Origin of the sequence: Nocardia sp. NPDC058176, assembly GCF_042883805.1 — a bacterium.
GTDB lineage: Bacteria > Actinomycetota > Actinomycetes > Mycobacteriales > Mycobacteriaceae > Nocardia.
This window is the reverse complement of the sequence record NZ_JBHVVA010000007.1, coordinates 258,351-283,061: the sequence shown is the minus strand read 5'-3', so window position 1 is coordinate 283,061 and position 24,711 is coordinate 258,351. Positions and strand designations below refer to the sequence as shown.

The following is a 24,711-nucleotide window of genomic DNA, read 5'->3' as shown; positions in this document are numbered from 1 at the left end:
CCGGCGCGTATGCCGTTTCGGATACGCCGGCGATATCCCCCGGCTGGGAGAATCGAGCGACCATGCGCGTACTGATCGTCGAGGACGAGCCCTATCTGGCCGACGCCATTCGCGACGGCCTGCGCCTCGACGCGATCGCCGCCGACATCGCCGGGGACGGCGACACCGCCCTGGAACTGCTGAGCGTGAACACCTACGACATCGCCGTCCTCGACCGCGACATCCCCGGTCCCTCCGGCGACGAGATCGCCCAGCGCATCGTCGCCTCCGGTAGCGGCATGCCCATCCTGATGCTCACCGCCGCCGACCGGCTCGACGACAAGGCCACCGGGTTCGGGCTCGGCGCCGACGACTACCTCACCAAACCGTTCGAACTCCGCGAACTCGTGCTCCGGCTCCGCGCACTCGACCGCAGGCGCGCCCACAACCGGCCGCCCGTGCGCGAGATCGCGGGCCTGCGCGTCGACCCGTTCCGTCGCGAGGTCTATCGCGACGGTCGCTATGTCGCGTTGACCCGCAAGCAGTTCGCGGTGCTCGAAGTGCTCGTCGCAGCTGAAGGCGGGGTGGTCAGCGCCGAGGAACTGCTGGAACGCGCCTGGGACGAGAACGCGGACCCGTTCACCAATGCCGTGCGCATCACCGTGTCGGCGCTGCGCAAACGCCTCGGCGAGCCCTGGATCATCGCGACCGTGCCCGGCGTCGGGTACCGCGTCACCACGGGACCCGCGGCGTGAACAGGCCGCCGGGTCTGAGCGTTCGGCTCAAACTCACCCTCAGCTACGCCGGGTTCCTCATGCTCGCGGGGACTTTGCTGCTCGCGGCCGTGCTGGTCTTCTACCTCTACTTCCTGCCCGCCGGTTGGATCGACACCACCGGCAACTTCTGGATCGACCGCTCGGTCCTCTTGCGCGCCTTCGCTCCGTTCATGGCCCTGGTGCTGGCCGCCCTGCTGGTCTTCGGGATCGTGGGCGGCTGGCTGCTCGCAGGCCGCATGCTCGCCCCGCTGACCCGCATCACCGCCGCCACCCGCCTGGCCGCGAACGGCTCACTCTCCCACCGCATCCGGCTACCCGGCCGCGACGACGAGTTCCGCGAACTGGCCGACACCTTCGACGCCATGCTCACCCGCCTGGAATCCCACGTCGCCGAGCAACAACGCTTCGCCGCCAACGCCTCCCACGAACTGCGCACCCCCCTCGCGATCACCCAGACCCTCCTCGAAGTGGCCCGCGACGATCCCGCCCGCGACCCCGACGAACTTATCGACCGCCTGTCCGCCGTCAACACCCGGGCGATCGACCTCACCGAAGCACTACTCCTGCTCAGCCGCGCCGACCGCCGCTCCTTCACCCGCGAACCCGTCGACCTGTCCCTGCTCGCCGAAGAAGCCACCGAAACCCTGCTCGCCCTCGCCGAACACCACGGCGTCACCCTCGAGACCACCGGCGAGGTGGCCCCCACCATCGGCTCCCACGCCCTCCTCCTGCAACTCACGACGAACCTCGTCCACAACGCGATCGTCCACAACCTCCCCGACGACGGCACCGTCTGGGTAACGACCCGCGTTGTTCCCGGAGCTGTGCTCCTCACCGTCGAAAACACCGGCGACCACCTCCCCCCAAACCTGGTCGCCACCCTCACCGAGCCCTTCCAACGCGGCACCGAACGCATCCGCCACCCCGACCACGCAGGCGTCGGCCTCGGCCTCGGCCTGGCCATCGTCGACACCATCACCCGAGCCCACACGGGCACCCTCACCCTCACCCCCCGCCCCACCGGCGGCCTCCGCGTCACGGTGCAACTACCGGGCTAGGGCTCCGGTAGTATGCATTTCGTTGGGTAATAGCCAACTATATGCATACTCTTCGAGAGGTGGTGCTGATGGCAGAGCATCGCAGCACCACGCTGCCCAGTGAGCTCTGGCGAGCCCCACTCCGAACCCTGCGCCCGCAGGACTTGGCCGAGTTCTATGCCCAACCGCGGCCCGAGATCGCGCGGCTCGTCGATCGAGGCGTGCTGCACCGCGTTGCGTACGGCTACTACATCATCGTCGCGCCGGAATACGTCGGCCGGACCTGGCTGCCCGGCCTCGAGGCAGTCGCCGCGGGCATCGCCGCATCGATCTACGGGCCGGACAAGGCCATTGTCATGGGAATCAGCGCGGCCCGCGTGCTGGGCGCCGTGCCCCGTGCGCTGGCGACTGCGGTTGTCGCCGTTCCGCGCCAGCACCGGCCGATCGCACTGACCGACCGCGCGGCCCAGATCCGGTTTGTCCGCCGCGACACCGACGCGCTCGACGCGGAGCGAATCGAAACGCCGCTCGGCCCGGCGCTGGTCACGACGCCGGAGCAGACCGTGCTCGATCTCGCCCGGCGCCCGGAACTGGGCAACGCCGAGGCGGAGGTTCGTCCGGCGATCGAGACGCTCTACCGTCGCGCTGATCGGGCGAGACTTGCACAGCTCGCCAAGGAGCAGCGCCTGGGTGTGGCGCTTCGACGTGTGGAAAGTTGGGTGGGGGGATGAGGGCCGACGAACGTGACAGTGTCGCAATTCAATTCGGAGTTTCTCCGGAGCAGGTCGAGCGCGACCACCTGATCTCCCACCTGCTATCGGCGATCAGCCGCGGATTCGGCGACCGCTTACACTTCATCGGCGGAACTGCCCTTGCCCGTACACATCTGGTGAGCGGCAGGCTCAGCGAGGACATCGACCTGGTCGCGCTGGGCAACCGAACGGTGCTGGCAGCCGAACTCGACACCGCATTGCCGCGATCGGTCGCACGGAGCTACGGTCGGCTGGAGTGGGAGCCGTCGTTGAGCGATGTCCCGGATACCGGGGCCGCCCATCTTCGCTCCGCATCCGGTGTGTCCGTCAAGATCCAGTTGCTGGCGGCCCGCGGCAGACCGGTCTGGCCGACTGAACTCCGCCATATCGAGCAGCGCTACAGCGACGTGCCGTCTGCCGAACTCCTCGTGCCCACACTGCCTGCTTTTGTTGCAGGAAAGACGGCAACATGGCACGACCGGCGCGCACCACGCGATCTGTGGGACCTCTGGGCGCTGAACAACATCGGTGCGATCGACGGGGCCGCGGGAGCGCTGTACCGGCGGTACGGCCCAACCAACCGGCTCCCCACCCCACAATTGTTCGATCGCGCACCGGACTCGGACGACTGGAATGCCCAATTGGCCGGGCAGACTCGACTGGCGATCACCGCCGAGATCGCGCTGTCGGCAGTGCGCGATGCCTGGGCACGCGTCACGGAGTGATATAGCTGCGCGTGGCCGCTCTGCGCTGATACCTCGTTGATCGGGTCGAGGGCGAAATCCTTGACAGGTCTTCGCGGTTCACACCGTGTGCACGGGGCTGCAGATGTTCACTTGCTCATCGAAGTCGAAATCCATTGCCTCATAAAGGTTTGAGTGTTTCCGCTGTTGTGGTTCATCGACAACGGGCGGCACGACGCCGATGCAGAACACAGTCCGGTAGGGGCGCGGGGGCATCGATGCCAAGAAGTCGTCGCCGTCCGCGAGCAGCGGATGGTTGCCCACGAACGGTACGGGCACGTCGAATTCCTCCGTGACAGTCTGGCCCGGCCCCACCCGCAGCGTGTCCGGCCGAGGTGGCGGCGCGTACAGCAGCACCGGACATTCCGGCGCCGTGTACTTGCGGCGGCTGATCTCGACGACGCCGTCACTTCGCGGAACCAGGTTGGCCGATCCGATCGTCGAGTTCGCGCCATTCGCGAAGTAGATGTCGGTGTCGCGATGGTTGGTGACCTGGAAGCGGACGCTCAGCCGGTCAGCGCCGGTGACGAACTCGGTATCCATCTCGATGTCGTCGTCCTGGGTGACGACAATGCTTTCCTCGCACTCGGCCGGGTCGGGATTCGGGACCGTGGTGACTACCGGTCGACCCATCGATTCTGTCGGGCCACCACAACCCATGCAGAGGCCAACGACGAGCAGTATGAGCATCGTGGAACGAGTCGATAGGTGCCGGATCATCGTGCTCGCTGGGAGTCGTAGTGTTCGCGCAGGGGCAATCCGAGTTCGGCGCGCATCGCGTTCTCCGTCAGCGCTGCGGGGCCTGTCTACGAGCGGAACGCATCGCGCCGGTGGCGAACCGAGTGGATTTCGACCGCGTGCTTGTCCTCGTTGATGCGGTAGACGATTCGATAAGTGCCGCGCCTGGCTGAATAGAATCCATCGAACGGCTCATCCAGGGGCTTGCCGACTCGGTGCGGATTGGTGGAGATCGGTCCGGTAATGGTCTCCATGGCGGCGAACGCGACATCAGCGGGCAGGTTCTCGTGGATGTTGCGACGAGCCTGGGCGGACATGATCACGGAGTAGGGCTCGGGTGCTGCGGTCACGCCGCACCGCGACGGCGCTTCTCCAACTCAGCGCGGACCTCATCGACATCGAAGGTGTCGCCGGAGGCGAAGTCTTCCTTGGACTGGCGGAGGTCGGACATGGTGTCGCTGTCGCTGAGGATCTCCAGTGTCTCCTGCATCGACTCGTACTCGGCGACGGAAATCAGCATCACGTCGGCACGGCCGTTGCGAGTGATGGTGAAGTGATCATGCTCGCGCGCCACTCGGTCGGCGAGCTCGGCAATGCGCGCCTTGGCCTCGGTGATGGGGATGATCTCCATGTGGACATGGTACCAGTCGGTCATAATTGCGACCAGTACTCTGACCTGTATGGCGACAAGGATGACCTGTCATCGCCGACCGCCCTCGCCGCGGACCGATTTCAACGACGAAGAGTTTCGCGGAGGAGGGCAGGGCAACCCCTCGTCGAACTAGGACGGAAGCTGTCCTACATCCGTGACACCCTCGAATCATGAGCGAAACCGACTCGACTGTGGGACAACCGGATCAGACCGGCATCACCGACTACAACGATCCGAACGCGCCGTGGAACCAGACTTGGGACCAGGACAGTATCGTCAGCTGGAACGACGATGTGATCAAGGAGTTCCGGGAGAACTCGGGCAAGGTGGGCGGTGCCTACGCGGGCGGGGACCTGATCCTGCTCACCACCACGGGAGCCAAGAGCGGCAAGCGGCACACGACTCCGCTGGGGCCCCTGTACCGGGACGGCATCATGTACGTGAGCTCGTTCATCGAAGACAACTACCCGGCCTGGTGGTACAACATCAAAGCCAACCCGCAGGTCACTGTCGAGCTCCGGGACAAGACCTACGCGGCGACCGGCAAGGTGCTCGAAGGCCCGGACTATGACGAGTTCGCCACCTGGGTGCTGGCCAACAACCCCGTGCTGGCCGACTACCAGTCAAAGGTTGACCGGCCCGTGCCGCTGGTCGTGCTGACCCTCGACGGCGAGGGTTGAGTATGTGTGCCCACGTACGGGCGCAAACCCACCGCAGCTGATCCACGATAGGGCTGTCGTCGGGGTCAGCGGGTTCACGCGGCTACTGTCGCCCTCGTGGAAATGCGGCCCGTCATCGATTCGGCTGAGCGGCTGACCCGTCGTGGTCAGTGGTTTGTTTCGACGCAGTGTGTTCGCGTCGAAACGCCTACCTTCCAGGGATTGGCGGACCAGTGGCTCGAGTTCGGCATTCCCGCAACGCAGGTCGATCGTCTCGTGGACTTTCAGCAGCGCTGGGGTGGACTGGTCGTGCCTCCGTCCGTGGACTACGACGGCGGACCGAAGATGCTGTGGGCGGACCTACCCGCAGGTGAGCCAGAGCGTGATGGGTACTTCGACGCCGGTGTGCAGCGTGTGTCGATGGCCTACTCGTTCATGATCGGTCCCGCAGGGGAATTCGGCATCGACGCGGACCGGTGGACGCCCTTGCACGCGAGCATCGAAGGGTGGATCGAATCGTTGGCGTTGGCACATCACGCCTCGACTCGGGCACATCTGGTCACCACGATTCGCGGTGACCAGATCGACGACCTGCCGCTGCACGAGTTCGAGCCCATGCCCGAGGTTCGCGGCCTGGCCGACACGTGGTGGCGGGGACCGGATTCGGTGATCGCGATCAACACCGGAGAGGCTCGAGGCTTCGACCAGCCGAGGCTGCGTGTCGCCCGTGTCTACCGAGGGCTCGACGAGTAGGGACTTCGACTTGCGGTCGAGCGGTGTGTTCCGCAGCCTCGGTCAAGATCCAGTTGCTGTCGGCGCGGGGAAGACCGTGACATGGCATGGCTGGCGTGCACCACGCGACCCGTGGGACCTCTGGGCCCTGAATCGCATCGGCGCGATCGACGACACCGCGGGTGCGCTCTACCGGTGTTGCGGCCCAACCAACCGCCTGCCCGCCCCGCAGCTGTTCGATCGAGCGCCGACCGAGAACGACTGGAATGCCCAACTGGCCGGTCGGACTCGGTTGACGATCAGTGCCGAACTCGCGCTGTCCGGGGTCGGCGCCGCCTGGGCGCGAATCCCGAACACCGGCTGAGCGGTGGCAGCATCGGCATTCGCTGTCCGCTCGATCGATGACGAAACCGCGGCGGAAACACTCGACATCGAAGCCGGTGTCCACCGATCGGTGGACACCGAATTCGACCGGTCGAGGCTGTTCTGGGGAGGAGCTCGGACAGCAGTATTCGAGTATGCGAAATCGACTGGTGGCCACGGCCGGCTGGAGTGCACGTCGCCCGTGGCGGGCCATAATCGGATGGTTCGTCTTCGTTGCCCTGTGTATCGGGGTGGGGGTGGGGATCGGTGGGAAACATGCTGCTACAGAGGATTTCCGGATCGGAGAAGCCGGGCGGGGCGAGGCGATCGCGGCCTCGGGTGGTCTGCAACCGCGAGCGGTGGAGCGGGTGCTCATCACCGCGGGCGGGGCCCGGCTGGACGGCGTGGCCGATGATGTCGCGCGGGAAGTCACCGATCGGATGCTGCGGCTGCGGGAGGTCGAATCCGTGGCAGTGCCGGTGTATTCACCCGGTGATACGGCGCTGCGGGTCGATGTGACCTTGACGGGGGCGGAGCTCGACGGGAAAAAGCATGTCGGTGCGTTGCGGGCGCAGACCGAGGAGGTGCAGCGGGCTCATCCCGAGCTGCTGATCGAGCAGACCGGTGGGCCTTCGATCAGCAGCGGTGTCGACGAGTTGCGCGGGCGGGACCTGGCCCGCACGGAGTTGATCGCATTGCCGGTCACCTTCATCACCCTGATGTTCGTCTTTCGTTCAGTGGCGATGGCGCTGGTGCCGGTGCTGCTGGCGGTGTCGTCGATCATCGCCGCCATCGGGTTGTCGATGCCCGCCTCGCACCTGTTTCCCGATAACGGTGTTGGCACCAACATCATCTTGCTACTCGGTCTGGCTGTCGGCGTCGACTACACGCTGTTCTATTTGAAGCGTGCCAGGGAGGAGCGCGCCCGCTCCGGTGGAGTGCTGGGTGCGCAGGCTTTGGTGGAGCTGGCCGCGGCGACCTCGGGCCGGGCCGTGGTGGTGTCCGGGCTTGCCGTCGCGGCCTCCACCGCGACCCTGTACTTCGCCGATGACGTGATCTTCTCCTCGATCGCCACCGCCGCGATCCTGGTGACGCTGGTCGCGGTGATCAGCTCGCTCACCGCGCTACCGGCACTGCTCGCGGTGCTCACCCGCCGGGCCGCACGCAAGTCCGCGGTTACCGCACCGAACCACCGTGACCCGGCGAACGGCGGGCGATTCACCAGGTTCCTGCTCGGTAGGATTGCGATGAAACCTGTTGCCGGACTGGCGATAGCGGTGACGGCGATGCTGGCGCTCACCGCGCCGGTGCTCGGTCTGGAACTCACCGATATGGGGCGGGAGACGCATCCGCGCACCATCCCCGCCATGCAGACCTTCGATCGTCTGAACGCCGCCTTCCCAGAACTGAAAGCCATGCACCAGGTGGTCGTCGCGGCGGAACCGGATCGGGCGAACGAGGTCACGGACGCGCTGCATGCCCTGGCGCGACGGGCGGCGGCGGACCCGGCGCTCACGGGCACCTCGGACCTGCGTACCTCGGCCGACGGCCGCGTCAGTCTGCTGGAACTACCTGCGCCGCACCACGTCAGCGACAGGGCGGCCGTGGAGTCGCTCGAGCGGATCCGAGCGGACTACGTGCCGGCCACGATCGGCGCCCTGTCCGATATCGACTTCGCGGTGACCGGTGAAGTCGCCCGCTACGCGGACTACCCGGCACATCAGAAACAGAAACTACCCGTGATCATCGCGGCATTGTTGCTCGCGACCTTCGTTCTGACGGCCGCGGCATTCCGGTCTCTCGTGCTCGGTGCGATCGGTGTGGTGCTGAACCTGCTCTCCGCGGGTGCGTCTCTGGGACTGGTGACCCTGGTCTTTCAGCACACCTGGGCCGAGGACCTGCTCGACTTCGACTCGACCGGCACGATCGGTTCCCGGGTGCCGTTGCTGCTGCTGGTGATCCTGTTCGGCTTGTCGATGGACTATCAGATCTTCGTGCTGAGCCGGATCGAAGAAGCCGTCGGCAAGGGGCTGAACACCAGGCAAGCCGTGCTCGAAGGTGTCGGCGGTTCGGCCGCGGTGGTGACCAGCGCCGCGTTCATCATGGTCACCGTGTTCGCCAGCTTCGTTCCGCTGCACATCATGGAAATGAAGCAGATGGGCTTCGCGCTCGCTGCCGCCGTACTCCTCGACGCGTTTGTCATCAGGATCGTGATCCTGCCCGCGCTACTGCTCATACTGGGGGACCGAACCTGGTGGCCCGTCCGGCCGGTCGGCACCACCGAACGCTTCGTCCCGGTGAAAGTAGGCTGATCGAAATGGACCAGCAGCCGCGTACCGACGATCGATTCCGGGTGCGGATATTGCGACGGTGGTACCACGGCTGCTGGGTCCTGTTCGGTCTGTGCCCGCCGGTGATCGCTGTGCACGACAGGATCGACGCCACGAAGTACGCGACGTGGGCGCTGGTGGCAGTACTCGCCGTGACCTACTTCGTCCTGAGGTGCTTTCCCGGCAATCCCCTGGTGCGGCCCAGCGGTTTCCTCTGGGTGCTCGTGCTGGTACTCGGCGGAACCGCGATCCTGCTCGACGGCGGCGCGGCGTTCTTCATCGTGTCGCTGCCCATGTTCTGGATCTATTCCACCACCCAGCGCCAGGCGATCGGCTTCATCGGTGCGGCCGCGGCGGTCACGTTGATCGGTACTTTCACCGGGACGCCGTTTTCCCCGGGGAACGTGGTTTTCACCTTGATCGGCCTCGCCGGCGGTGTCCTGCTGGGGTTGTGGATGGACCGGGTGCTCGAACAGGGGGAAGAACGTGCCCGGATGCTCGGCGCCGAACTGGAACGCACCCAATCGGAACTGGCCGCGGCGCACCAGCGACAGGGCGCGGCCGAGGAACGCGAACGGCTCGCCCGCGAGATCCACGACACCCTGGCCCAGGGCTTCGCCTCCATCGTCGTGCTGGCCGAGGCGGCGCGCGCGGGCCTGGAAACCGACCCGGTGGCAAGCGCCGGACAACTCTTGTCCATCGAACGCACCGCCCGCGAAAACCTGACGGAAGCACGTGTCCTCGTCGGGCCGGCGCCGACGGGCGGTGTCGTGTCCGGCGGTATCGCACCGGCGCTGCGACGCATTCTCGACAGGTTCGTCGAGGACACCGGGCTGGTCGTGGACGCGGAGCTGCACGATGTCGGCTGTGATCAGCGCACCAGGATCGCACTGGTGCGCTGCGCCCAGGAATCGCTGGCCAATATCCGAAAGCACGCCGGGGCGAGCACGGTGAGCATCGTGCTGGCAGAAGGAGCGTCCGGACCGGAACTCGAAATCACCGATGACGGAACAGGTTTCAGTCCCATCGCGGCCAGGGGCTTCGGCCTGAACGGCATGCGCGCCCGGCTCGCCGAACTCGGCGGTGAGCTCACCGTCACCAGCGCGCCCGGCGAAGGTACCCGCATCTTCGCCGTACTACCCGCCGACGATCGGACGTGATGTGGCAGGACCTCTACGCCTGATCCTCGCTGACGACCACATCGTCATGCGTGCCGGTCTCACGGCACTGCTCGCCGCCGAAGCGAGTATCGACATCGTCGGTGAAGCCGAGGACGGCCGCGCCGCCCTCGAGCTCGCGCAGCGACTGAAACCCGATGTGGCCCTGCTCGATCTGCGCATGCCGGTCATGGACGGCGTAGCCGCCACCCGGGAGATCACCGGCCGCACCACCACGCGCGTCCTCATCCTGACCACCTACGACACCGACTCCGATATCGAACGAGCCATCGAAGCCGGCGCGATGGGCTATCTCCTCAAGGACACCACCCGCGACCACCTCGTCGAGGCCATCCACTCCGCCGCCCGCGGCCGCACGGTCCTGGCTCCTCGGGTCGCGGATCTCCTCGTCGCCCGGTTGCGCCGCCCGGAACCGATCCCCTTGACCGCTCGTGAAACCGATGTCCTGCAAGCCGTAGCCGGTGGCCTCTCCAACCCTGAGATCGGCAGGTTCCTGAACATCGCCGAAGCCACCGTCAAGACCCATCTGCTGCGCATTTTCGCCAAACTCGACGTCAGCGACCGCACCCACGCCGTGGTTGTCGCCCTGGACCGCGGGCTCCTACCCCGGTCGAGGCCGGAGGGTCCGAGCTCGCCGTTGTGATCAGATCGCAGCCGCTTCGTTTGGCCGATATGTGCCCTCGGCAGGACACGCAAAACATTGGCAACCGGAAAACGCCTGGTCATCGTGGGTGACTACGCGTTGTAGGTCTGGACCAAATATACCCGGCACCCGTCTCGTGAGGGAGCCGGTGCGGGTTGTGGCGAGACGGACCGGCCGGATCGACCGGGTTGCTAGCCGACGCCGACTGTGGTGCGGAAGGGCCGTTGTTCGGTGTGGATTGCCCATAGTTGTTCGGGGAGTGCGTCGGGTGCGTACTGGGGGTCGCCGCCGCCGATGATCAGTTGCCCGACTCGGATATTGCGTGGCTCGAGTGCTTCGTGCAGCATCGCGCCGTAGGCGGACTCGCCTGCGAAGGCGATCGAGGTGCCCGCGACGCTGGTGTTGGGTTGAGCGGCGCTGGAGCCGTTGACGAACAAAGATCGTGCCTCTGCCGAGTTCGGTCATTCCGTCGAGTACCTGTTCGACGGCGGTGACGGGGCCGAGGATGGAGAATTCGGTCGCGGCGGAGAGGTCCTCGGCGGTGGTGTCGAGGACGGGTCGCAGGAATTTCTGGCGGGGACGGGGCTGTACTGGAGAACTTCGATCGGGCCGAGTTCGCTGGAGTCTTTGTCGAGCGCGGCGGCCAGGGTGGTCCGGTTTTGCACATCGGCGGGGTACCCGGCGGCTGTGGTGGCGTCGGCGGCGAGTTCGTCGACGAGACGGTCGAGTTTGTTCTGGGAGCGGGAGATCAGCGCGACCGAGAACCATTCGCGTCCGAAGCGGCGTGCTGTGGCCAGGCCGAGCCCGGGGCCCGCGCCGATGATCGCGATCGTTGTCATGGTCACCCTTTCGGGGTGGCGCCTCAGCGCAGGTTGGTCTGGAAGAACGTGGTCAGCTTGTCGAAGGGGATGACCCCGGTGCGGTCGTAGAGGTCGACGTGTCCGGCGCCGGAGACGACGACCAGTTCCTTGCGGTCGCCGGCGAGGCGGAAGGCTTCCTCGCTGAATTCGCGGGAGTGGGCGTTCTCGCCGGTGACGAACAGCATCGGGCGCGGGGAGACGGTCTCGATGTCGTTGAAGGGGTGGAAGTTCAGGAACTTGACGTTGCTGGACAGGGTCGGGTGGGTGGTGGTTTCCGGTGTGGCGCCTTCGGGGGTGACCGCGCTGCGCTGGGTGCGGTAGAAGCCGTAGAACTCGCGCTCGATCGGGGTGGATTCGGTGGTGAGTTCGTGGACGGTGCCGCTGGTGTATTCGGCGGGGCCACCGGTGAATTCGACGTCGCGCTGGGCGACTGCGGTATCGATCATGGCTTTGCGCTGGTCGAGGGTGACCGAGTGGTTGAGCCCGTTGCGGGCTGCCGCGCCCATGTCGTAGCGACTACCGCGCGGGTCAACTCGGCTACTGGTCGCGACGGTGTTTTCGCAGGATTCGCCATGTCGACGGCGCGGAAGGAGAGCGCCTCGCCGCGATGCAGACCAAGGCGATTGCCGCGCTGTTGGTTGGTCTGTCTCCGCGATCATGGGGACGGTGACGGTGGGAGCTGAATACAGGCGGTGCTGGTCGGGACAGGCGATACGGTTGATCGGCGTGTCGTGGCAGTTTGACGGTGTGTCGGTGACCTGACCCTGAGCCACGCGTTCGCGTTATTGCGACAGAAGCGGGCGCACGGTTTGTTTAGAAGCCCCGTTACGCGTGGCCTGCGGCAGGATCGTCCCCGGTGCTGCTAGACATGCATCCGTGCACCCAGCGCTCTCGCCATCGCAGATTCAGGTTCTGCATCATCTCGTGACCGCCGAGATTCCGGCTCCTGATGCTATAGCGGCCACAGTCCGGGGGCTTGACCAGGAGAGCATCACAGCCGACGTGCAAACTCTCAGTTGGATGGGCCTACTGGAAGTCACCGGTGAGAGTCTGGTTATTACGCCGCGAGGCAAGGCAGTGTACTTCGAAGCCGAGTGCGCCACGCTTGGCGAACGCCTGGCTGAGGTGAGCGTATTCGCCGATGAGATGCAGCGACGTACACCCTCACTCAGTCCGGAAATGCACGCGCTCCGTGAACTCGCAGAAGGTGCATGGACCGGAACAGAGGCGGTAGCGTATGTCGAGCGTTGTGCGAAGACGCGCTGAGCTGACGCTACGGTTTCTCGTCGGCGTTCAGATGAAGCTCGTCGTGACTGGTCTTGAGTTGACGACGGGGCCTGCGAGCCTTGTCGGACACCGGCAGAATAGCGGCCTGCTCGAGGTCTGCCACCGTAACCTTGGGTCCGGCGAGGATCCGGTCCAACAGTTCCTGTTGCACGGGAGCGAGGTCGGTGAGTCGGCGCAGCACGGAGAGCAGTTCCATGAGTTCGCGCGACCAGCTGGATGGCCACGAGTCGACATGCAAGTCGTCCAGTGGGCTCGTCTTGCGGCTGTTGGGGTTCGCCTTGCGGTATCCGAACCACTTCTTGACGATCTGCATGCCGCCGACGTCATAATTCCACACCTCTGTGGGGACCGGGCTCACGAATCCGGCACCCAAGTACAGGGCTCGGTTCATCTCGGCGTAGTGGATTTCGCTCGGAACCTCCGTCCCGATGTGCTGGTCGTAGCGGAGCCGACGCGGATCGCCTGGAGGGAAGAGGACATCTCCTGCTCGTCGACCGTCTTTCGGATCGACGTACAGTTCTCCGTACGTCGAGGCCCACAGCAGACGCTCGCCAAGCTTCACGGCCTCGTGCCACAGATCGGGATCGCGAGTGAGCGGCAGCCGTACGCCAGGAGTGCGTAGTTCCTCGGCGAACCGCTCGGTGAACCCACTGTGCCCGGCGACAGCCGCCACATATGCGGCCAGGTCGTGCACCGTGATGCGGTCGAGGCCGAGCTCGGTCGCCAAGTGGGCGAGCAGGCGTGGATGCACATTGGGCGTGCCGTCCGGGTGGAGGATCGGCATGATCTTGCCGCCGCGGCCGTTGAAGTGGTGGGTGTCGGGGAGCAGCGCGGTGGCGACGACGGCCGGCCCGGTCTCGATCTCATGGGAGGACTGCTGGTTGAGGAAGAGCTGTCCCGGCTGAAGCGCTTCCCACAGCGTGGGTCGGGCGAAGTCGATGACGCGACTGTCGGAGATCAGCCATTGCCGGTCGAAGCTACGCATGGCTATGCGGATCAGGTCCGGCATGAGGTCAGTTTCGTCTGCAAGCTGGTGGGCGTGCTCAGGTTGTCCGGGCAGTGGGGGTCGGCAGACGTGTAGTGAACGATCTCGCGTCTCCTTGAACAGCTTCGCCTGCTTGTCTGGGTCGGCCTCGTGAATCAGACGCGCCCAGCGCCGTTGGAGCAACTGCTCGCTGGGGGCGTTGACCCACGAGCGGTTGGCCTTAATTCCCGGACTTCCCCAGGGGAAAAGATCATCGAGAGCGGGATAGTCTTCCCACGCAGTCTCGGTGACTGGGCGGAACGGCCGGATGTCGGCAGAGTGCGTGTCCTGCCAGCCGTCGTCGTCCAGTTGGATCTCTTTGAGCTGGCGGTACTTATCTGCTCGCCTGCCGTGTACGGCTCGGTAGTGGATGCGGGCGGGTCGATCGGGATCGGCGTCTTTGCTGCGGACGAAGATGCAGATGGCCAGCGGCTGGGCAACACCAGGGAAAATCCGGGTGGCCACATCTGGGCGATGCCCTTCCGGAGAGAGGTCTATGATCCAACCCTCGTCGCAGGTGCGCCTCAGGTAGTTACGCATGCCACGCCCGCCGGGTCCAGTGGTGAAGCCGGCGGGGGTGATGAAACAGACGACTCCCTGCTGGTCCTGTTGATCGGCGTCGAAGACCTTCCAGGTTGCCCAGCGCCAGAAGTAGATGTAAAGGTTCTTGAGCACGTGCTCATAGCGGCCGTTTCCGGGCCACTTGAACGCTTCGATCGGGGTGCTGCCCTGCGCCGGGCTTCCCTTCTCTATCCAGCCTCCGCGGCCCATGGCCTTGTCGTCGTAGGGTGGGTTGCCGATTGCGACGGTGACCGGTGTGTTTGCCTTCACCTGGTTCGCTCGTCGACGCGATTCCGAGATCACGCCGTATGTTGAGGCGAGGGTTTCCTCGGCCAGATACGGGTTGTCCAATGTGTCGGTGACGAACAGCTTCATACCGTCGGGCGGTGCGACTGCTTGATGCCGCTTGAGCAAGTCCGAAGCCCTTAGCTCGGCGACGGCGAAGGGGCCCATCTGCAGCTCGAAACCGATGAGGCGCTTTGCCAGACTGCCTATCGCATCCGGAATCGCCCCAGGGCCATCGTTATCCGCCGTCCAAGCGGCGACGTGCTCGATGACCGCGTGTAGGTATGTGCCCGTCCCCATCGCCGGATCGACGATGCGCACGCCGTCGTCCGCGTATCCGGCCTGGCGACCCAAGCGGGTACGGAGCACATCCTCGGTGAGGCGCACCATCTCCTCGACAATTTCCCGAGGGGTGTAATACGAGCCGCTCTTCTGGCGCAGCTTCTCGTCGTATACCTCCAGGAACGATTCGTACAGGTGTAGGTACGCATCCCGTCGGCCCTTGCGGATCACTGCCCATTCGACAGCGTCGATTACCTGGATAAGCAGGTCGAGGCTGACCTCGAAGGTTACCGTGATGTTGTCGGTCAGGAGCTGAAGGGCTTTGCCCATCAAGGCGTGTCCGTCGTCCAGGCGTCGGCCGATCTCGTGTAGCCCCACTCCTTTGACAGAGATGTCCTCTGTACGCGCCAGCAGAAGCGCGAAGGTCACCGTCTGGGCATATCCGTCAGCAAAGGTAGCGTCGTCAGCTGACGGGAAAAGCAGCCTCCGCCAGTCGTTTTTCAGCCCAGTGAACCGCAGTTCCTCGGGACGCGCGCCCTCAGCTGCATACTGTCCCTCCCATTCCAGCTGCTCCAGGACGGCCGCACGTAGCAGGCGGCACAGCGGCGCGGTGCGCCGGACCAGTGTGTTGATGTGGCGGATCGGCTCAGGAACCCAGTGGAGGAAGGTCCTCAGAAGGGCATGGAACGCTGCAGGCTCCCGGACGGACAACGAGCGTCCTACGCTTCCGAGATCGCCGTCGAAGAAGACTGGCGCACCGATCAGCTCGCCGGAGCGAAAGAGGCGCCATTCAGTGCCGTTGGTGTAGAGGACGTTCGGCAAGTCGCGGAGCCGTTCCCACTGCTTCTTGTTACGCCCGGTGAACTTTTCTGGATCGACCGTCTGACCGGGGCGCTTGACCTCGACATAACCTACGATTTCACCGTGCACCTCGACCGCATAGTCAGGGCGCACGCCAACATCACGCAGGGGCGTTTCGGAATGCCACAGGACGCCGTCCATGGCGTCGTGGCTGCCCACAGCTTCCAGGAGATTCTGCAGCGGTGGTCGAATTGACGCCTCGGGGTCGCCAGGTCCGTTCACCATGGCCTTGCATGACGCACCGAAGATCGAGATAGCTTCTGCGAGCCAGTCGAACTCCTGACCCTGCGTCACTGCCACACCCCCGCCCTATCGATCGCGACGCGAGGAGTATGTCACATCCTAGCCCTAGAGGATGACGTGAAAGCACTTGGGACCAAACACGTTTCGGTGCGATGATCGGCGACGGTGCGACTATCCGGCCAGAGATCGTACCCAGCTCGCCACCCTTCATCGGCACGCACGCTCGGCCTGGCCGAAGATGTCGCATGCCGTTGATATCCGTCAATGGGCTGGTATCGGACAGGTCAGCCGTGATCGAGGATTCACAGCCGCTTCAAGACAAGTTTCGAGCTGCCCCGGTGGGCGAACACGCACCGGCATGGGTGTCAGCAATCCGAGAAGACGCTGGTCAGATACGGTACGCCTCCTCCAAGGCCAACCGCTCTGCGGTTGGCCATGTTTTGAGTGCCCTCGGCAGGATTCGAACCTGCGACACCCGCTTTAGGAGAGCGGTGCTCTATCCCCTGAGCTACGAAGGCGGGGGACCAGCTGTTCGTTGGGCTCGGCTGGCCGAGGTGAGTATAGCGTGGGGTGGGGGATGGGGGCACGAACCGGGTTGGGGGCGACACGGAATGTGAAATGGGGGTGGGTGTTCGTGGTGGGGGATCGGTGTTCTAGCGTTCGGTTGGTTTCCGCCCCCGTGGGTGCTCGTGCGAATGATGACGGTTCTGCCTTCTTGTGAGGAGTGCGTGGTCATGGTTGTGCGTCGATGGTGAGAGTGCTGGTGCTGGCGTTGGCGCTGGGTTTCGGCCTGGTGGGATGCGCGGCCGACGGCGGGTTGGTCGAGGATTCGGCGCTGTCGCAGCGGGCCGATCAGGATGCTGTGGCGCGTACCGCCGCGCTCGACGGCGCCGACGCGGGCACCCAGACCGACATGCTCACCTTCTATCGATCGGTCTGCGCCTTGCAGACCCGCTACCGCGCGGACCTCAAAACCGCCGAACACGAGACCGGTGCGCTCACCCCGGACCGCTACCGCGACTCGGCCGTCGCGATCCTGGCCACCCGCGCCGCCGCGGCCGACACCGCGCGCACCACGGCCGACGGCCTGCCGATCCCGAACGTCCTGTCCGACGAATGGCGTTCCGCCCAGGACGAATTGGTGACCCTGTTCGACGGCCTCCACCAGGCCGACCAAGCCCGCTCGGCCGACATGTCCCGCACCGCCCTGACCGACACCGAACGCCTCCGCGCCGTCGCCCGAGAACTCCTCTCGGCCTCCGCCCGCCAGATCGAAACCGAAAACCCCCGCATCCGCACCATCGCCGAATCCCTCCCCGCCTCCCAACAGGTCCGCCGCGAGATCGCCGAACTCCCCGAATGCCGCTCGCCCAGCTGAACCCAAAGCTGCCGACTCTGGCCGATAGCATCACATAGCGTCGGGCGCTATCATGGTGGAGTGACCAGGATGATTACCCAAGCCGAGCTGCGAAATGGCAGCGCAGGCGTCATGGACGCGCTGGAAGCGGGTGACGACTTCATCATCACTCGCAATGGGCGACCGGTCGGCGAGCTGCGCCCGATTCAGCCACAGCGTGATGTTGTGACGTCAGACCTCAAGGCGCGGTTCGCCAGGTTCGCAGGGGCAGCCACCGCTGCTGAGGAACGCGCGGAGATCGACGCGGCTTTCGGGGCCGAGCGTCTCGATGACTGAGGAGCCCGGGTACCGGAATCCGGTCGGGCTGCTCGATACCTGTGTCCTCATCGACCTCGCCCGTATCGATGATGCCTACCTGCCGGTGCGTTCCCGGATCAGCACCGTCACCCTCGCGGAATTGGGCATCGGCATCGCCCTCGCCGTAACCCCGACGGAGTTGGCGTTGCGCTCCGAGAGGATGTCGGAGGTCGAGCATGCTTTCGACGCGCTACCGCTGTGTAGCGCCGCTGCCCGGCGCTTCACATCGATGGCGAAGCTGGTGGTGGCCGCGGGGCGAAACCCGAAGCCGCGCAAGTGCGATCTGATGATCGCGGCCATCGCCTCCGTCAACGATCTCCCGCTCTATACCAGCAATGTTGCTGACTTCACCGGACTCGAACCGGTGCTGACGGTTGTGCCGGTCCCCGTGAGCTGACCGGCGCCAGGTTCGTTCAGAAGCCGTCGAATCCGCCGTCGAAACCGCTGTCGTCGAGGCCGGTGTCGCCGTCCCAGGAGCCGTCGGCGCCTTCCCATTCGTTGCCCTGGTCGAGGGAGTCCTCGCCGGAGCCGTTTTCGAAGGCCTGGGCGGTGTAGCCGACGCCTGCCATGCCGGTGAAGAGGCTGGCGAACAGGAGGGCCGAGCCCGCGCCCCAGGCGCCGGCGATGAGGGCGGGTTTCCACCAGGGTTCGGAGTACCAGCCCGCGGGGACGGGGCGGCCTGCGACGCGGCCGCCGGGGAAGTAGTTGGGGGTGCCGGAGGAGGGGGCGGGGGAGGCGGTGATGCGGCGGCCGTTGTGTTCGACGATGCGCTTCTGGTCGACCTGGCCCGCGATGTCCTGGCCGTCGAGGGCGGGGATCGGTGGTCCGGGGTCCATGTCCATCGCGACGCGGGCCGCGCGGATGTAATAGAGGCCCTCGAGCGCCGACTGCTTGGCCAGGTGCGCCTGCCCGGCGGAGGCGGCCCGGTCGATCTGGCCGCCCGCGGCGTTGTAGCGCTCGGACGCGTCGGCCAGTGCCTGGCGGGCGGCTTCGTTGCGGGGCGAGAGCTGATAGACCTGTCCGCCGAGCCGCTCGATCGTCACCCTCGCCTCGGCCTGTGCCTGCTCGAGATCGCGTGCGTCGCGCCGGTTCTGTTCGGCGCGCAGGTACAGCAGTGCTGCCACCGACACGATCACGATCACGATCAACCACCACAGCATCGCGCACCTCTTCCGCTCGAGGTTTCGAGATGCTGTCCAGTTTACTGATCGGTTGCCCGATCCCGCCGACCCGTGATGATCAGCGCGTTGCCGGATAGCTCGTCGCGCGAGGCGCGGCTCAGCCCAGCGGTTGGATGATGCAGGTCGTCGTGCCGTGCGCGACGAGTTTGCCGCGCTCGTCGAGGACCCGGCCTTCGGCTGTCGCGGTCCGGCGGCCCACGTGCACGGTGGTTCCGGTGGCGGTCAGTCGCTGTCCGTCGGTGGCTACCGTGCGGATGAAGTTCACCTTCAGTTCGAGGGTGGAGTAACCCAGCCCCGGACCGAGCGTGGTGTGCACCGCAGTGCCCATCACCGAGTCAAGCAGCGTCGCGCAGATCCCGCCGTGCACCGTGCCGAGGGGGTTGGCGAAGTCGGGCCTGGTCTCGACCGCGATGGCGACCCGGCCTTCCTCGAGTTCGAGCACGGTCATGCCGAGGAGCCGGCCGATGTTGGGGATCTGGTCGTGGGGCAGCGAGTTCATGGCGCGCAGCAGTTCCAGGCCCGACATCTGGGTGGGGTCGGTGATCGCGTCGCCTGCTCGGGTGGTTGTCATCGTTCGGTCCTCTCGACCACGGCACTTCCGGTCCTTGGTAGACCGTTCGGTCTATGCGTGTTCGAACGCTACACGACGATGGACTGATCGGTCTACGCCGCCGGATTCTCTACTATCTGCGCATGACCGCAGACAAGCGCCCGCCCCTGGACGAGGACCAGGTCGGCCTGGTGGTCGAGGTGTTCCGCATGCTCGCGGATCCGACCCGCGTCCAGGTCCTGTGGGCACTGGCCGACGAAGAATTGTCGGTCAACGAACTGGCGAGCAGGGTCGGCAAACCGGGCCCCTCGGTCTCCCAGCACCTGGCGAAACTGCGCATGGCCCGGCTGGTCCGCACCCGCCGCGACGGCACCACGATCTACTACTCGCTCGACAACGACCACGTTCGGCGCCTGGTCGTCGACGCTGTGCACAACGCCGAACACGCGGGTCCCGGTGTGCCCGCGCACCATAGTGGCCCCGATGCCGAGCCGCCGCACAGCCGACCGCCGAGTCCGCGGTGAGCACAACGACCAGCAGGAATGTTGTCTGAGGAAACAGTCGACGGGGCCATACTTTTCGGTAACATCGCCCTTGGCGTGACTCATGTCACGGCAGGGACTTGAAGGAGCACCGATGCTGAGCACCATGCAGGACGACCAGCTCTCACTGGCCAAACTGCTCAACTATGCCGCCACATTCCAGGGCGATTCGACTGTGTCCACCTGGACCGGTGACGGCGTGCGCACGATCACCTACCGCGAGCTCGGCGCCGACTCCGCGCGGTTGGCCAATGCGCTGCGTGGTCTCGGCATCGAAGAGGGTGACCGCGTCGGCACCTTCATGTGGAACAACAACGAGCACATGGTCGCCTACATCGCGGTGCCCGCGATGGGCGCGGTGCTGCACGCGCTCAACATCCGGCTGTTCCCCGAGCAGCTGGTGTTCGTCGCCAACCACGCCGAGGACAAGGTGGTGCTGGTCGACGGCACCCTGCTCCCGCTGTTCGCGCAGTACCTGCCGAACCTGAAGACCGTGCAGCACGTGATCGTGGTCAACGGTGACCCCGCCGCGCTCACCGCCCCCGAGGGCGTGACCGTGCACGCCTACCGCGAGCTGCTCGACGCCCAGTCCGCCGACTACGACTTCCCGGTCGTCGACGAGCGCTCCGCCGCCGCCATGTGTTACACCTCCGGCACCACCGGCGACCCCAAGGGCGTCGTCTACTCGCACCGCTCGAACTGGCTGCACGCCATGCAGGTGAACTCGCCCAACGGCATGGGCTTCCAGGGCTCGGACTACGTGCTGGCCATCGTGCCGCTGTTCCACGCCAATGCCTGGGGCCTGCCGTACGCGGCGCTGATGTCGGGCGCGAACATCCTGATGCCGGACCGCTTCCTGCAGCCCGGCCCGCTGCTGGAGATGATGGCCGCCGAGAAGCCGACCTTCGCCGCCGCCGTGCCGACCATCTGGGGTGGCGTGCTGGCCACGCTGGCCGTGCAGCCGCAGGACATCTCGCATCTGCGCACCGCCGTCGTCGGTGGTTCCGCGGTGCCGCCGTCGATGATGCGCGCCTTCGAGGAGAAGCACGGCGTGCGCATCCTGCACGCGTGGGGCATGACCGAGACCTCCCCGCTGGGCAGTGTCGCGCACGCGCCCGCCGGTGCCGACGGCGAGGAGGCTTGGGAGTACCGCTACACCCAGGGCCGCTTCCCGGCCAATGTCGAGGCGCGCCTGGTCGGTGACGACGGCAAGGTCGTCCCGAACGACGGCGAATCCCTCGGTGAGCTCGAGGTGCGCGGTGCCTGGATCACTGGCTCGTACTACTCGCCCACCGGCGCCGAGATCGACCCGGACAAGTTCGACGACGGCTGGCTGCGCACCGGCGACGTGGGCAAGATCAGCCCCAACGGCTACCTCACCCTGGTCGACCGCTCCAAGGACGTCATCAAGTCTGGTGGCGAGTGGATCTCCTCGGTGGATCTGGAGAACGCGGTGATGGGTCACGCGGCCGTCGCCGAGGCCGCCGTCATCGGTGTGCCGGACGAGAAGTGGGACGAGCGCCCGCTGGTCGCCATCGTGCTGGCCGAGGGCGCCGCCGCCGAGGCGGGCGAGCTGCGCGAGTTCCTGGCCGACAAGTTCGCCAAGTGGCAGCTGCCGGAGCGCTGGACCTTCATCGCCGAGGTGCCCAAGACCAGCGTCGGCAAGTTCGACAAGAAGCGCCTGCGCGCGCAGTACGCCGAGGGCGAGCTGGAAATCGTCACCCTGGGCTGACGCTTTCAGAAGCAAGGCGGGCGTGGAATCGGATTCCACGCCCGCCTTCTTCGTATTCAGTTGTTTGTTCTGTTGTCGGATTCTGTTGTGCGATTCAGTTGTCGATATTCAGTTGTCGAGGAGAAACGCCAATGGCTCAACAGTTCCGGAGTTCCGGGCTCTGGTTGAGGAGCTGCGCGCGCGGGCTGATGTAGCGCGAGTAGGTCTCGCCGCCGACCGACGACAGCGGGAAGGCCGCGACCCGGTGGCAGTTCTGGAAGGCCAGCTTCACGCCGAAATGCCGTTCCAGCCCACCGCGAATGGCATCGGAGGCCAGGGCGCGCAGCAGCTGACCGCGGGCCACCTCGTCCGGCGGCGGCACCCGGTTGTCGGCGTATTCCTCGTCACCGTCGCGCAGATCCGCGGCCACCCGGCTCACGACCTCCCAGGCGTAGGGCAGTGAGGTGCGGACACATTCGACGAAATCTGCGTCGTCGATATCGCCCTGTTCGGCGCGTTCGAGCAGTGCTGCGGAAACATCGAGGGACATGGCGCTCTCCTCCTGCTTGGGGGTGGTCGGCGGGATGCGATGCCCCTTCGAGTCTAAACGAAATCCGTTGTCAATAACCCTGGATTCATTCCGAAAGTGCTTTTCTCAGTGCGCTTTTCGCATCGGCGGCCAGGTCCGCGACCAGTTCGCTTGCCGATTGCTCGGTGCTGAGCGAATGGGCTTGCCCCGCCCACAGATTCACATCGTCGGAGTTGCCCGCTGCCCTGCCCTCGGCGCGCAGCGGGGCCGTGGCGTAGTGAATTTCGGGGTAGGCGGCGGGGGCCGTGGCGGAGTGCTCGACAAGAAAACTGTTGCGGATTCCGCGCGCACGGCGTCCGGTGAACGCGCGCGTCAGCATCGTCGGTTCGGGCGAGCCGATCGCGCCGCGGTGCACGGGGTTGGTGCCCGCCTCCGGACACCGCAGCAGCGCGGTGCCGATCTGGGCCGCCGCGGCCCCCGCGGCGAGGACACCGGCCACCCCGGCGCCGGTGGCGATGCCGCCCGCCGCGACCAGCGGCCGGTCGGTGACGGCGGTGAGCAATTGGAGCAGGGTCAGCAGGCCGGGCGCATCGATCGGGTCCTCGGCCGGGTCGTCGAGGAAGCTCGCGCGGTGCCCGCCCGCCTCGGCGCCCTGGGCGATCAGCGCGTCGGCGCCCGCGTCGAGCGCGATCAGCGCCTCGGCGGGCGAGGTGACCGTCACCCACACCTCGGTGCCGACCGCGTGCAGCCGGTCCACCTCCACCGCGGTGGGGCAGCCGAAGGTCGTCGAGACCACCGCGACCGGATCGGCCACCAGCAGATCGAGCTTCTCGGCCCAGGCGTCGGTGTCGTGCTTCGGGGTGCCGAGGGGGAAGTGAGCACCCAGCTCGGCGAGGTAGGTCGCGTAGGTCGCGGGTTCGGCCACCGGGCCGGGCGTGAACAGATTCACCCCGAACGGGGCCGTGGTCGCCGCCCTGGTCGCGGTGATCTGCTTGGCCACCGCCTCGGCGCTCAGGTATCCGGCGGCCAGTTGGCCTAATCCGCCCGCCGCCGAGACGGCGACCACCAACTCGGGTGTGGAGGGGCCGCCCGCCATGGGTGCGGCGACGATGGGGACACGCAAGCTCTCGATCACCATGGGCACGAGTCTGGCCCGGATGGGCGTCGGCGCGGGTGTCCGACGGCCCGTGTGACCGGCTCGGCAATGTGATCGTTACGGTGCAATACGCCATCTAGCTGGGCATTCAGGGCAAAAGGTTGCGGAATGGTCACGGCGGGGTAGAGTTCCCGTCACAACGGATGCTGAACCGTTACACAGGTTCGGTGGTGGGAACACTCAGGTGGCTCCCGCGCTGGTCGTCAGGCCGGTTTCGTTTTCCTTGTTGTCGGACGCTAGGACGAGACCTTGTCGCAGCACCGTGTGGGCCCCGAATCCATCTCCGTGCATGCCCTGCTGGGCGACGCGGGGGCTGGGCGCCCCAGCCGGCACCGTGCCGAGCCGTCTCGTTCCGATCGGGTGCGCGCCGCCGCCACCGCCGCGGTCGCCGCCGGTGCGCTGGTCGGCACCGCCGCCCAGGTCGCGCCCGCGCTGGCCTTCGCCGCCCCGCTCCTGCCGAGCCAGGACGACACCAAGGAATCCGTCGTCCCCGCCGCCGCGCGCCAGGCCGCCGAGGTGAACCTGGTGGCCGCCCGCGAGGCCGCCCCCGCTCCCGAGGCCGCCCCGGTGAACGCGGTCGCCGCGCCCATCGCCGCCCCGGTCGCCGCGCCCTTCGGCCTCGGCAACCTGCCGCCGGAGATTGCCGGTCCGCTCGCGCAGGTCGAAGACATCCTCCAGGGCATCCAGCACCAGGTCGCGCCGCCGCAGGCCGCCCGCCCGGTCGCGGGCCCGATCAGCTCCGGCTTCGGCTCCCGCTGGGGCGCCATGCACTACGGCATCGACTTCGCCGATTCGCTCGGCGCGCCGATCCACTCCGTGTCCAACGGCACCGTCATCGAGGCGGGCCCGGCCTCCGGCTTCGGCCTGTGGGTGCGGGTGCTGCAGGACGACGGCACCACCGCCGTCTACGGCCACGTCAACGAAATGCTGGTCAGCGAGGGCCAGCGGGTGAACGCGGGCGATGTCATCGCCACCGTCGGCAACCGCGGCCAGTCCACCGGCCCGCACCTGCACCTCGAGATCTGGGATCAGGGCGGCGCCAAGATGGACCCGATCCCGTACCTGGCTTCCAAGGGTGTGCCGATGGAATGGGGCCCGTCCTCGCACTGAGCGGGCGAGCGGACTCCTCCGCGTGAGCATGGTGACGGTGGTTGATTTATGACCCCCGTCACTTTGCTGTGCGAACCGGCAACACCGGCTATCACCGGGCCGATACTCCTCTGTGCCCGTGGGACCGGTGTCCTGGGAAGTGGGGGCTTGCGGCGCGATCCGAGACTGCCTGTCGTCGGCCCTTATGATGGATCGACCGCCCGGCGCGGGCCACCGCGTGTCCAGGCTAGTTG

At 66.3% G+C, this 24,711-nt stretch carries 28 protein-coding genes and 1 tRNA gene; 17 read left to right on the top strand and 12 right to left on the bottom strand.

Annotated elements, in window-relative coordinates; all coding sequences use genetic code 11:
* The first annotated feature begins 62 nt into the window (after positions 1 to 62).
* The 4 genes from ACFVVM_RS29285 to ACFVVM_RS29270 all read left to right on the top strand — a co-directional run bounded on the left by ACFVVM_RS29285 (position 63) and on the right by ACFVVM_RS29270 (position 3,269).
* Positions 63 to 734, top strand: a complete 672-nt coding sequence (locus ACFVVM_RS29285) for a response regulator transcription factor (protein WP_387624870.1) — start codon at positions 63 to 65, stop codon at positions 732 to 734.
* Positions 731 to 1,813: a sensor histidine kinase gene (locus ACFVVM_RS29280; RefSeq protein ID WP_387624868.1), complete on the top strand. Its 1,083-nt coding sequence runs from the start codon at positions 731 to 733 to the stop codon at positions 1,811 to 1,813. Before ACFVVM_RS29285 ends, ACFVVM_RS29280 begins: the two co-directional genes overlap by 4 nt.
* A gap of 68 nt (positions 1,814 to 1,881) precedes the next feature.
* Positions 1,882 to 2,523, top strand: coding sequence for a type IV toxin-antitoxin system AbiEi family antitoxin (locus tag ACFVVM_RS29275; RefSeq protein WP_387624865.1), 642 nt, complete (start codon positions 1,882 to 1,884; stop codon positions 2,521 to 2,523).
* On the top strand, positions 2,520 to 3,269 hold the full coding sequence (locus ACFVVM_RS29270) for a nucleotidyl transferase AbiEii/AbiGii toxin family protein (protein ID WP_387624862.1): 750 nt from the start codon (positions 2,520 to 2,522) through the stop codon (positions 3,267 to 3,269). Before ACFVVM_RS29275 ends, ACFVVM_RS29270 begins: the two co-directional genes overlap by 4 nt.
* 78 nt (positions 3,270 to 3,347) lie before the next feature.
* Here the strand turns inward: ACFVVM_RS29270 and ACFVVM_RS29265 are convergent, their stop codons facing one another.
* From ACFVVM_RS29265 to ACFVVM_RS29255, 3 genes are all read right to left on the bottom strand, one after another.
* Complete coding sequence (locus ACFVVM_RS29265; RefSeq protein ID WP_387624859.1) at positions 3,348 to 3,977, bottom strand: hypothetical protein; 630 nt, start codon at positions 3,975 to 3,977, stop codon at positions 3,348 to 3,350.
* Positions 3,978 to 4,093: 116 nt separating this feature from the next.
* Entirely contained in the window at positions 4,094 to 4,375 is a 282-nt protein-coding gene (locus ACFVVM_RS29260) for a type II toxin-antitoxin system RelE/ParE family toxin (protein ID WP_387624856.1), read from the bottom strand.
* Positions 4,372 to 4,656 carry a type II toxin-antitoxin system Phd/YefM family antitoxin gene (locus ACFVVM_RS29255; RefSeq protein WP_387624854.1) on the bottom strand — a complete coding sequence of 95 codons (285 nt, stop codon included), beginning with the start codon at positions 4,654 to 4,656 and terminating at the stop codon, positions 4,372 to 4,374. The genes ACFVVM_RS29260 and ACFVVM_RS29255 overlap by 4 nt, the downstream gene beginning before the upstream one ends.
* Before the next feature lie 191 nt (positions 4,657 to 4,847).
* On the opposite strand from ACFVVM_RS29255, the gene ACFVVM_RS29250 reads away from it, so the two are divergent.
* The 6 genes from ACFVVM_RS29250 (at position 4,848) to ACFVVM_RS29225 (ending at position 10,582) form a co-directional block, all read left to right on the top strand.
* Entirely contained in the window at positions 4,848 to 5,357 is a 510-nt protein-coding gene (locus ACFVVM_RS29250; protein WP_387624852.1) for a nitroreductase/quinone reductase family protein, read from the top strand.
* Positions 5,358 to 5,459: 102 nt separating this feature from the next.
* Positions 5,460 to 6,089 (top strand): hypothetical protein, encoded by a 630-nt coding sequence (locus tag ACFVVM_RS29245; RefSeq protein ID WP_387624850.1) that lies wholly within the window; start codon positions 5,460 to 5,462, stop codon positions 6,087 to 6,089.
* A gap of 76 nt (positions 6,090 to 6,165) precedes the next feature.
* Positions 6,166 to 6,432 (top strand): hypothetical protein, encoded by a 267-nt coding sequence (locus ACFVVM_RS29240; protein ID WP_387624847.1) that lies wholly within the window; start codon positions 6,166 to 6,168, stop codon positions 6,430 to 6,432.
* Between the two features lie 367 nt (positions 6,433 to 6,799).
* Entirely contained in the window at positions 6,800 to 8,743 is a 1,944-nt protein-coding gene (locus ACFVVM_RS29235; RefSeq protein WP_387624845.1) for an MMPL family transporter, read from the top strand.
* A gap of 5 nt (positions 8,744 to 8,748) precedes the next feature.
* Positions 8,749 to 9,921, top strand: a complete 1,173-nt coding sequence (locus ACFVVM_RS29230; protein ID WP_387624842.1) for a sensor histidine kinase — start codon at positions 8,749 to 8,751, stop codon at positions 9,919 to 9,921.
* 1 nt (position 9,922) lies between these two features.
* Entirely contained in the window at positions 9,923 to 10,582 is a 660-nt protein-coding gene (locus ACFVVM_RS29225; protein ID WP_387624839.1) for a response regulator, read from the top strand.
* Positions 10,583 to 10,773: 191 nt separating this feature from the next.
* Here ACFVVM_RS29225 and ACFVVM_RS29220 read toward each other — a convergent pair whose 3' ends face one another.
* The 3 genes from ACFVVM_RS29220 to ACFVVM_RS29210 are packed head-to-tail and all read right to left on the bottom strand — an operon-like array spanning position 10,774 to position 11,948.
* Positions 10,774 to 11,019 (bottom strand): hypothetical protein, encoded by a 246-nt coding sequence (locus ACFVVM_RS29220; protein WP_387624837.1) that lies wholly within the window; start codon positions 11,017 to 11,019, stop codon positions 10,774 to 10,776.
* 24 nt (positions 11,020 to 11,043) lie between these two features.
* Positions 11,044 to 11,421, bottom strand: a complete 378-nt coding sequence (locus tag ACFVVM_RS29215) for an SDR family NAD(P)-dependent oxidoreductase (protein WP_387624834.1) — start codon at positions 11,419 to 11,421, stop codon at positions 11,044 to 11,046.
* Positions 11,422 to 11,444: 23 nt separating this feature from the next.
* Positions 11,445 to 11,948 carry an alpha/beta hydrolase gene (locus ACFVVM_RS29210; RefSeq protein ID WP_387624831.1) on the bottom strand — a complete coding sequence of 168 codons (504 nt, stop codon included), beginning with the start codon at positions 11,946 to 11,948 and terminating at the stop codon, positions 11,445 to 11,447.
* A gap of 370 nt (positions 11,949 to 12,318) precedes the next feature.
* Between ACFVVM_RS29210 and ACFVVM_RS29205 the strand changes: the two genes are divergently transcribed.
* Entirely contained in the window at positions 12,319 to 12,708 is a 390-nt protein-coding gene (locus ACFVVM_RS29205; RefSeq protein WP_387624829.1) for a hypothetical protein, read from the top strand.
* A gap of 7 nt (positions 12,709 to 12,715) precedes the next feature.
* Here the strand turns inward: ACFVVM_RS29205 and ACFVVM_RS29200 are convergent, their stop codons facing one another.
* On the bottom strand, positions 12,716 to 16,042 hold the full coding sequence (locus tag ACFVVM_RS29200) for a type ISP restriction/modification enzyme (protein WP_387624826.1): 3,327 nt from the start codon (positions 16,040 to 16,042) through the stop codon (positions 12,716 to 12,718).
* Between the two features lie 388 nt (positions 16,043 to 16,430).
* Positions 16,431 to 16,503 (bottom strand) — tRNA-Arg (locus tag ACFVVM_RS29195).
* A gap of 230 nt (positions 16,504 to 16,733) precedes the next feature.
* Between ACFVVM_RS29195 and ACFVVM_RS29190 the strand changes: the two genes are divergently transcribed.
* The 3 genes from ACFVVM_RS29190 to ACFVVM_RS29180 are packed head-to-tail and all read left to right on the top strand — an operon-like array spanning position 16,734 to position 18,096.
* A complete protein-coding gene (locus tag ACFVVM_RS29190; protein WP_387624825.1) occupies positions 16,734 to 17,363 on the top strand; it encodes a hypothetical protein in 630 nt (209 codons plus the stop codon).
* 60 nt (positions 17,364 to 17,423) lie between these two features.
* Positions 17,424 to 17,678: a type II toxin-antitoxin system Phd/YefM family antitoxin gene (locus ACFVVM_RS29185; RefSeq protein WP_387624822.1), complete on the top strand. Its 255-nt coding sequence runs from the start codon at positions 17,424 to 17,426 to the stop codon at positions 17,676 to 17,678.
* Positions 17,671 to 18,096 (top strand): type II toxin-antitoxin system VapC family toxin, encoded by a 426-nt coding sequence (locus ACFVVM_RS29180; protein WP_387624819.1) that lies wholly within the window; start codon positions 17,671 to 17,673, stop codon positions 18,094 to 18,096. Before ACFVVM_RS29185 ends, ACFVVM_RS29180 begins: the two co-directional genes overlap by 8 nt.
* A 16-nt stretch (positions 18,097 to 18,112) precedes the next feature.
* On the opposite strand, the gene ACFVVM_RS29175 is transcribed toward ACFVVM_RS29180, so the two are convergent.
* Together ACFVVM_RS29175 and ACFVVM_RS29170 are read right to left on the bottom strand one after the other, a co-directional pair.
* On the bottom strand, positions 18,113 to 18,859 hold the full coding sequence (locus ACFVVM_RS29175) for a DUF1542 domain-containing protein (RefSeq protein ID WP_387624817.1): 747 nt from the start codon (positions 18,857 to 18,859) through the stop codon (positions 18,113 to 18,115).
* 118 nt (positions 18,860 to 18,977) lie between these two features.
* On the bottom strand, positions 18,978 to 19,451 hold the full coding sequence (locus ACFVVM_RS29170; protein ID WP_387624814.1) for a PaaI family thioesterase: 474 nt from the start codon (positions 19,449 to 19,451) through the stop codon (positions 18,978 to 18,980).
* A gap of 122 nt (positions 19,452 to 19,573) precedes the next feature.
* On the opposite strand from ACFVVM_RS29170, the gene ACFVVM_RS29165 reads away from it, so the two are divergent.
* Positions 19,574 to 19,954 (top strand): ArsR/SmtB family transcription factor, encoded by a 381-nt coding sequence (locus ACFVVM_RS29165; protein WP_387624811.1) that lies wholly within the window; start codon positions 19,574 to 19,576, stop codon positions 19,952 to 19,954.
* Positions 19,955 to 20,066: 112 nt separating this feature from the next.
* Positions 20,067 to 21,704, top strand: a complete 1,638-nt coding sequence (locus ACFVVM_RS29160) for a long-chain fatty acid--CoA ligase (protein WP_387624808.1) — start codon at positions 20,067 to 20,069, stop codon at positions 21,702 to 21,704.
* A 136-nt stretch (positions 21,705 to 21,840) separates the two neighbouring features.
* On the opposite strand, the gene ACFVVM_RS29155 is transcribed toward ACFVVM_RS29160, so the two are convergent.
* Both ACFVVM_RS29155 and ACFVVM_RS29150 read right to left on the bottom strand, forming a co-directional pair.
* Positions 21,841 to 22,233: an SCO5389 family protein gene (locus ACFVVM_RS29155; RefSeq protein WP_387624805.1), complete on the bottom strand. Its 393-nt coding sequence runs from the start codon at positions 22,231 to 22,233 to the stop codon at positions 21,841 to 21,843.
* 85 nt (positions 22,234 to 22,318) lie between these two features.
* The gene (locus ACFVVM_RS29150; protein ID WP_387624802.1) at positions 22,319 to 23,350 is read right to left on the bottom strand and encodes a nitronate monooxygenase; all 1,032 of its coding nucleotides are present in this window, start codon (positions 23,348 to 23,350) and stop codon (positions 22,319 to 22,321) included.
* Positions 23,351 to 23,617: 267 nt separating this feature from the next.
* Between ACFVVM_RS29150 and ACFVVM_RS29145 the strand changes: the two genes are divergently transcribed.
* On the top strand, positions 23,618 to 24,478 hold the full coding sequence (locus ACFVVM_RS29145) for a M23 family metallopeptidase (protein ID WP_387624799.1): 861 nt from the start codon (positions 23,618 to 23,620) through the stop codon (positions 24,476 to 24,478).
* Positions 24,479 to 24,711 lie beyond the last annotated feature (233 nt).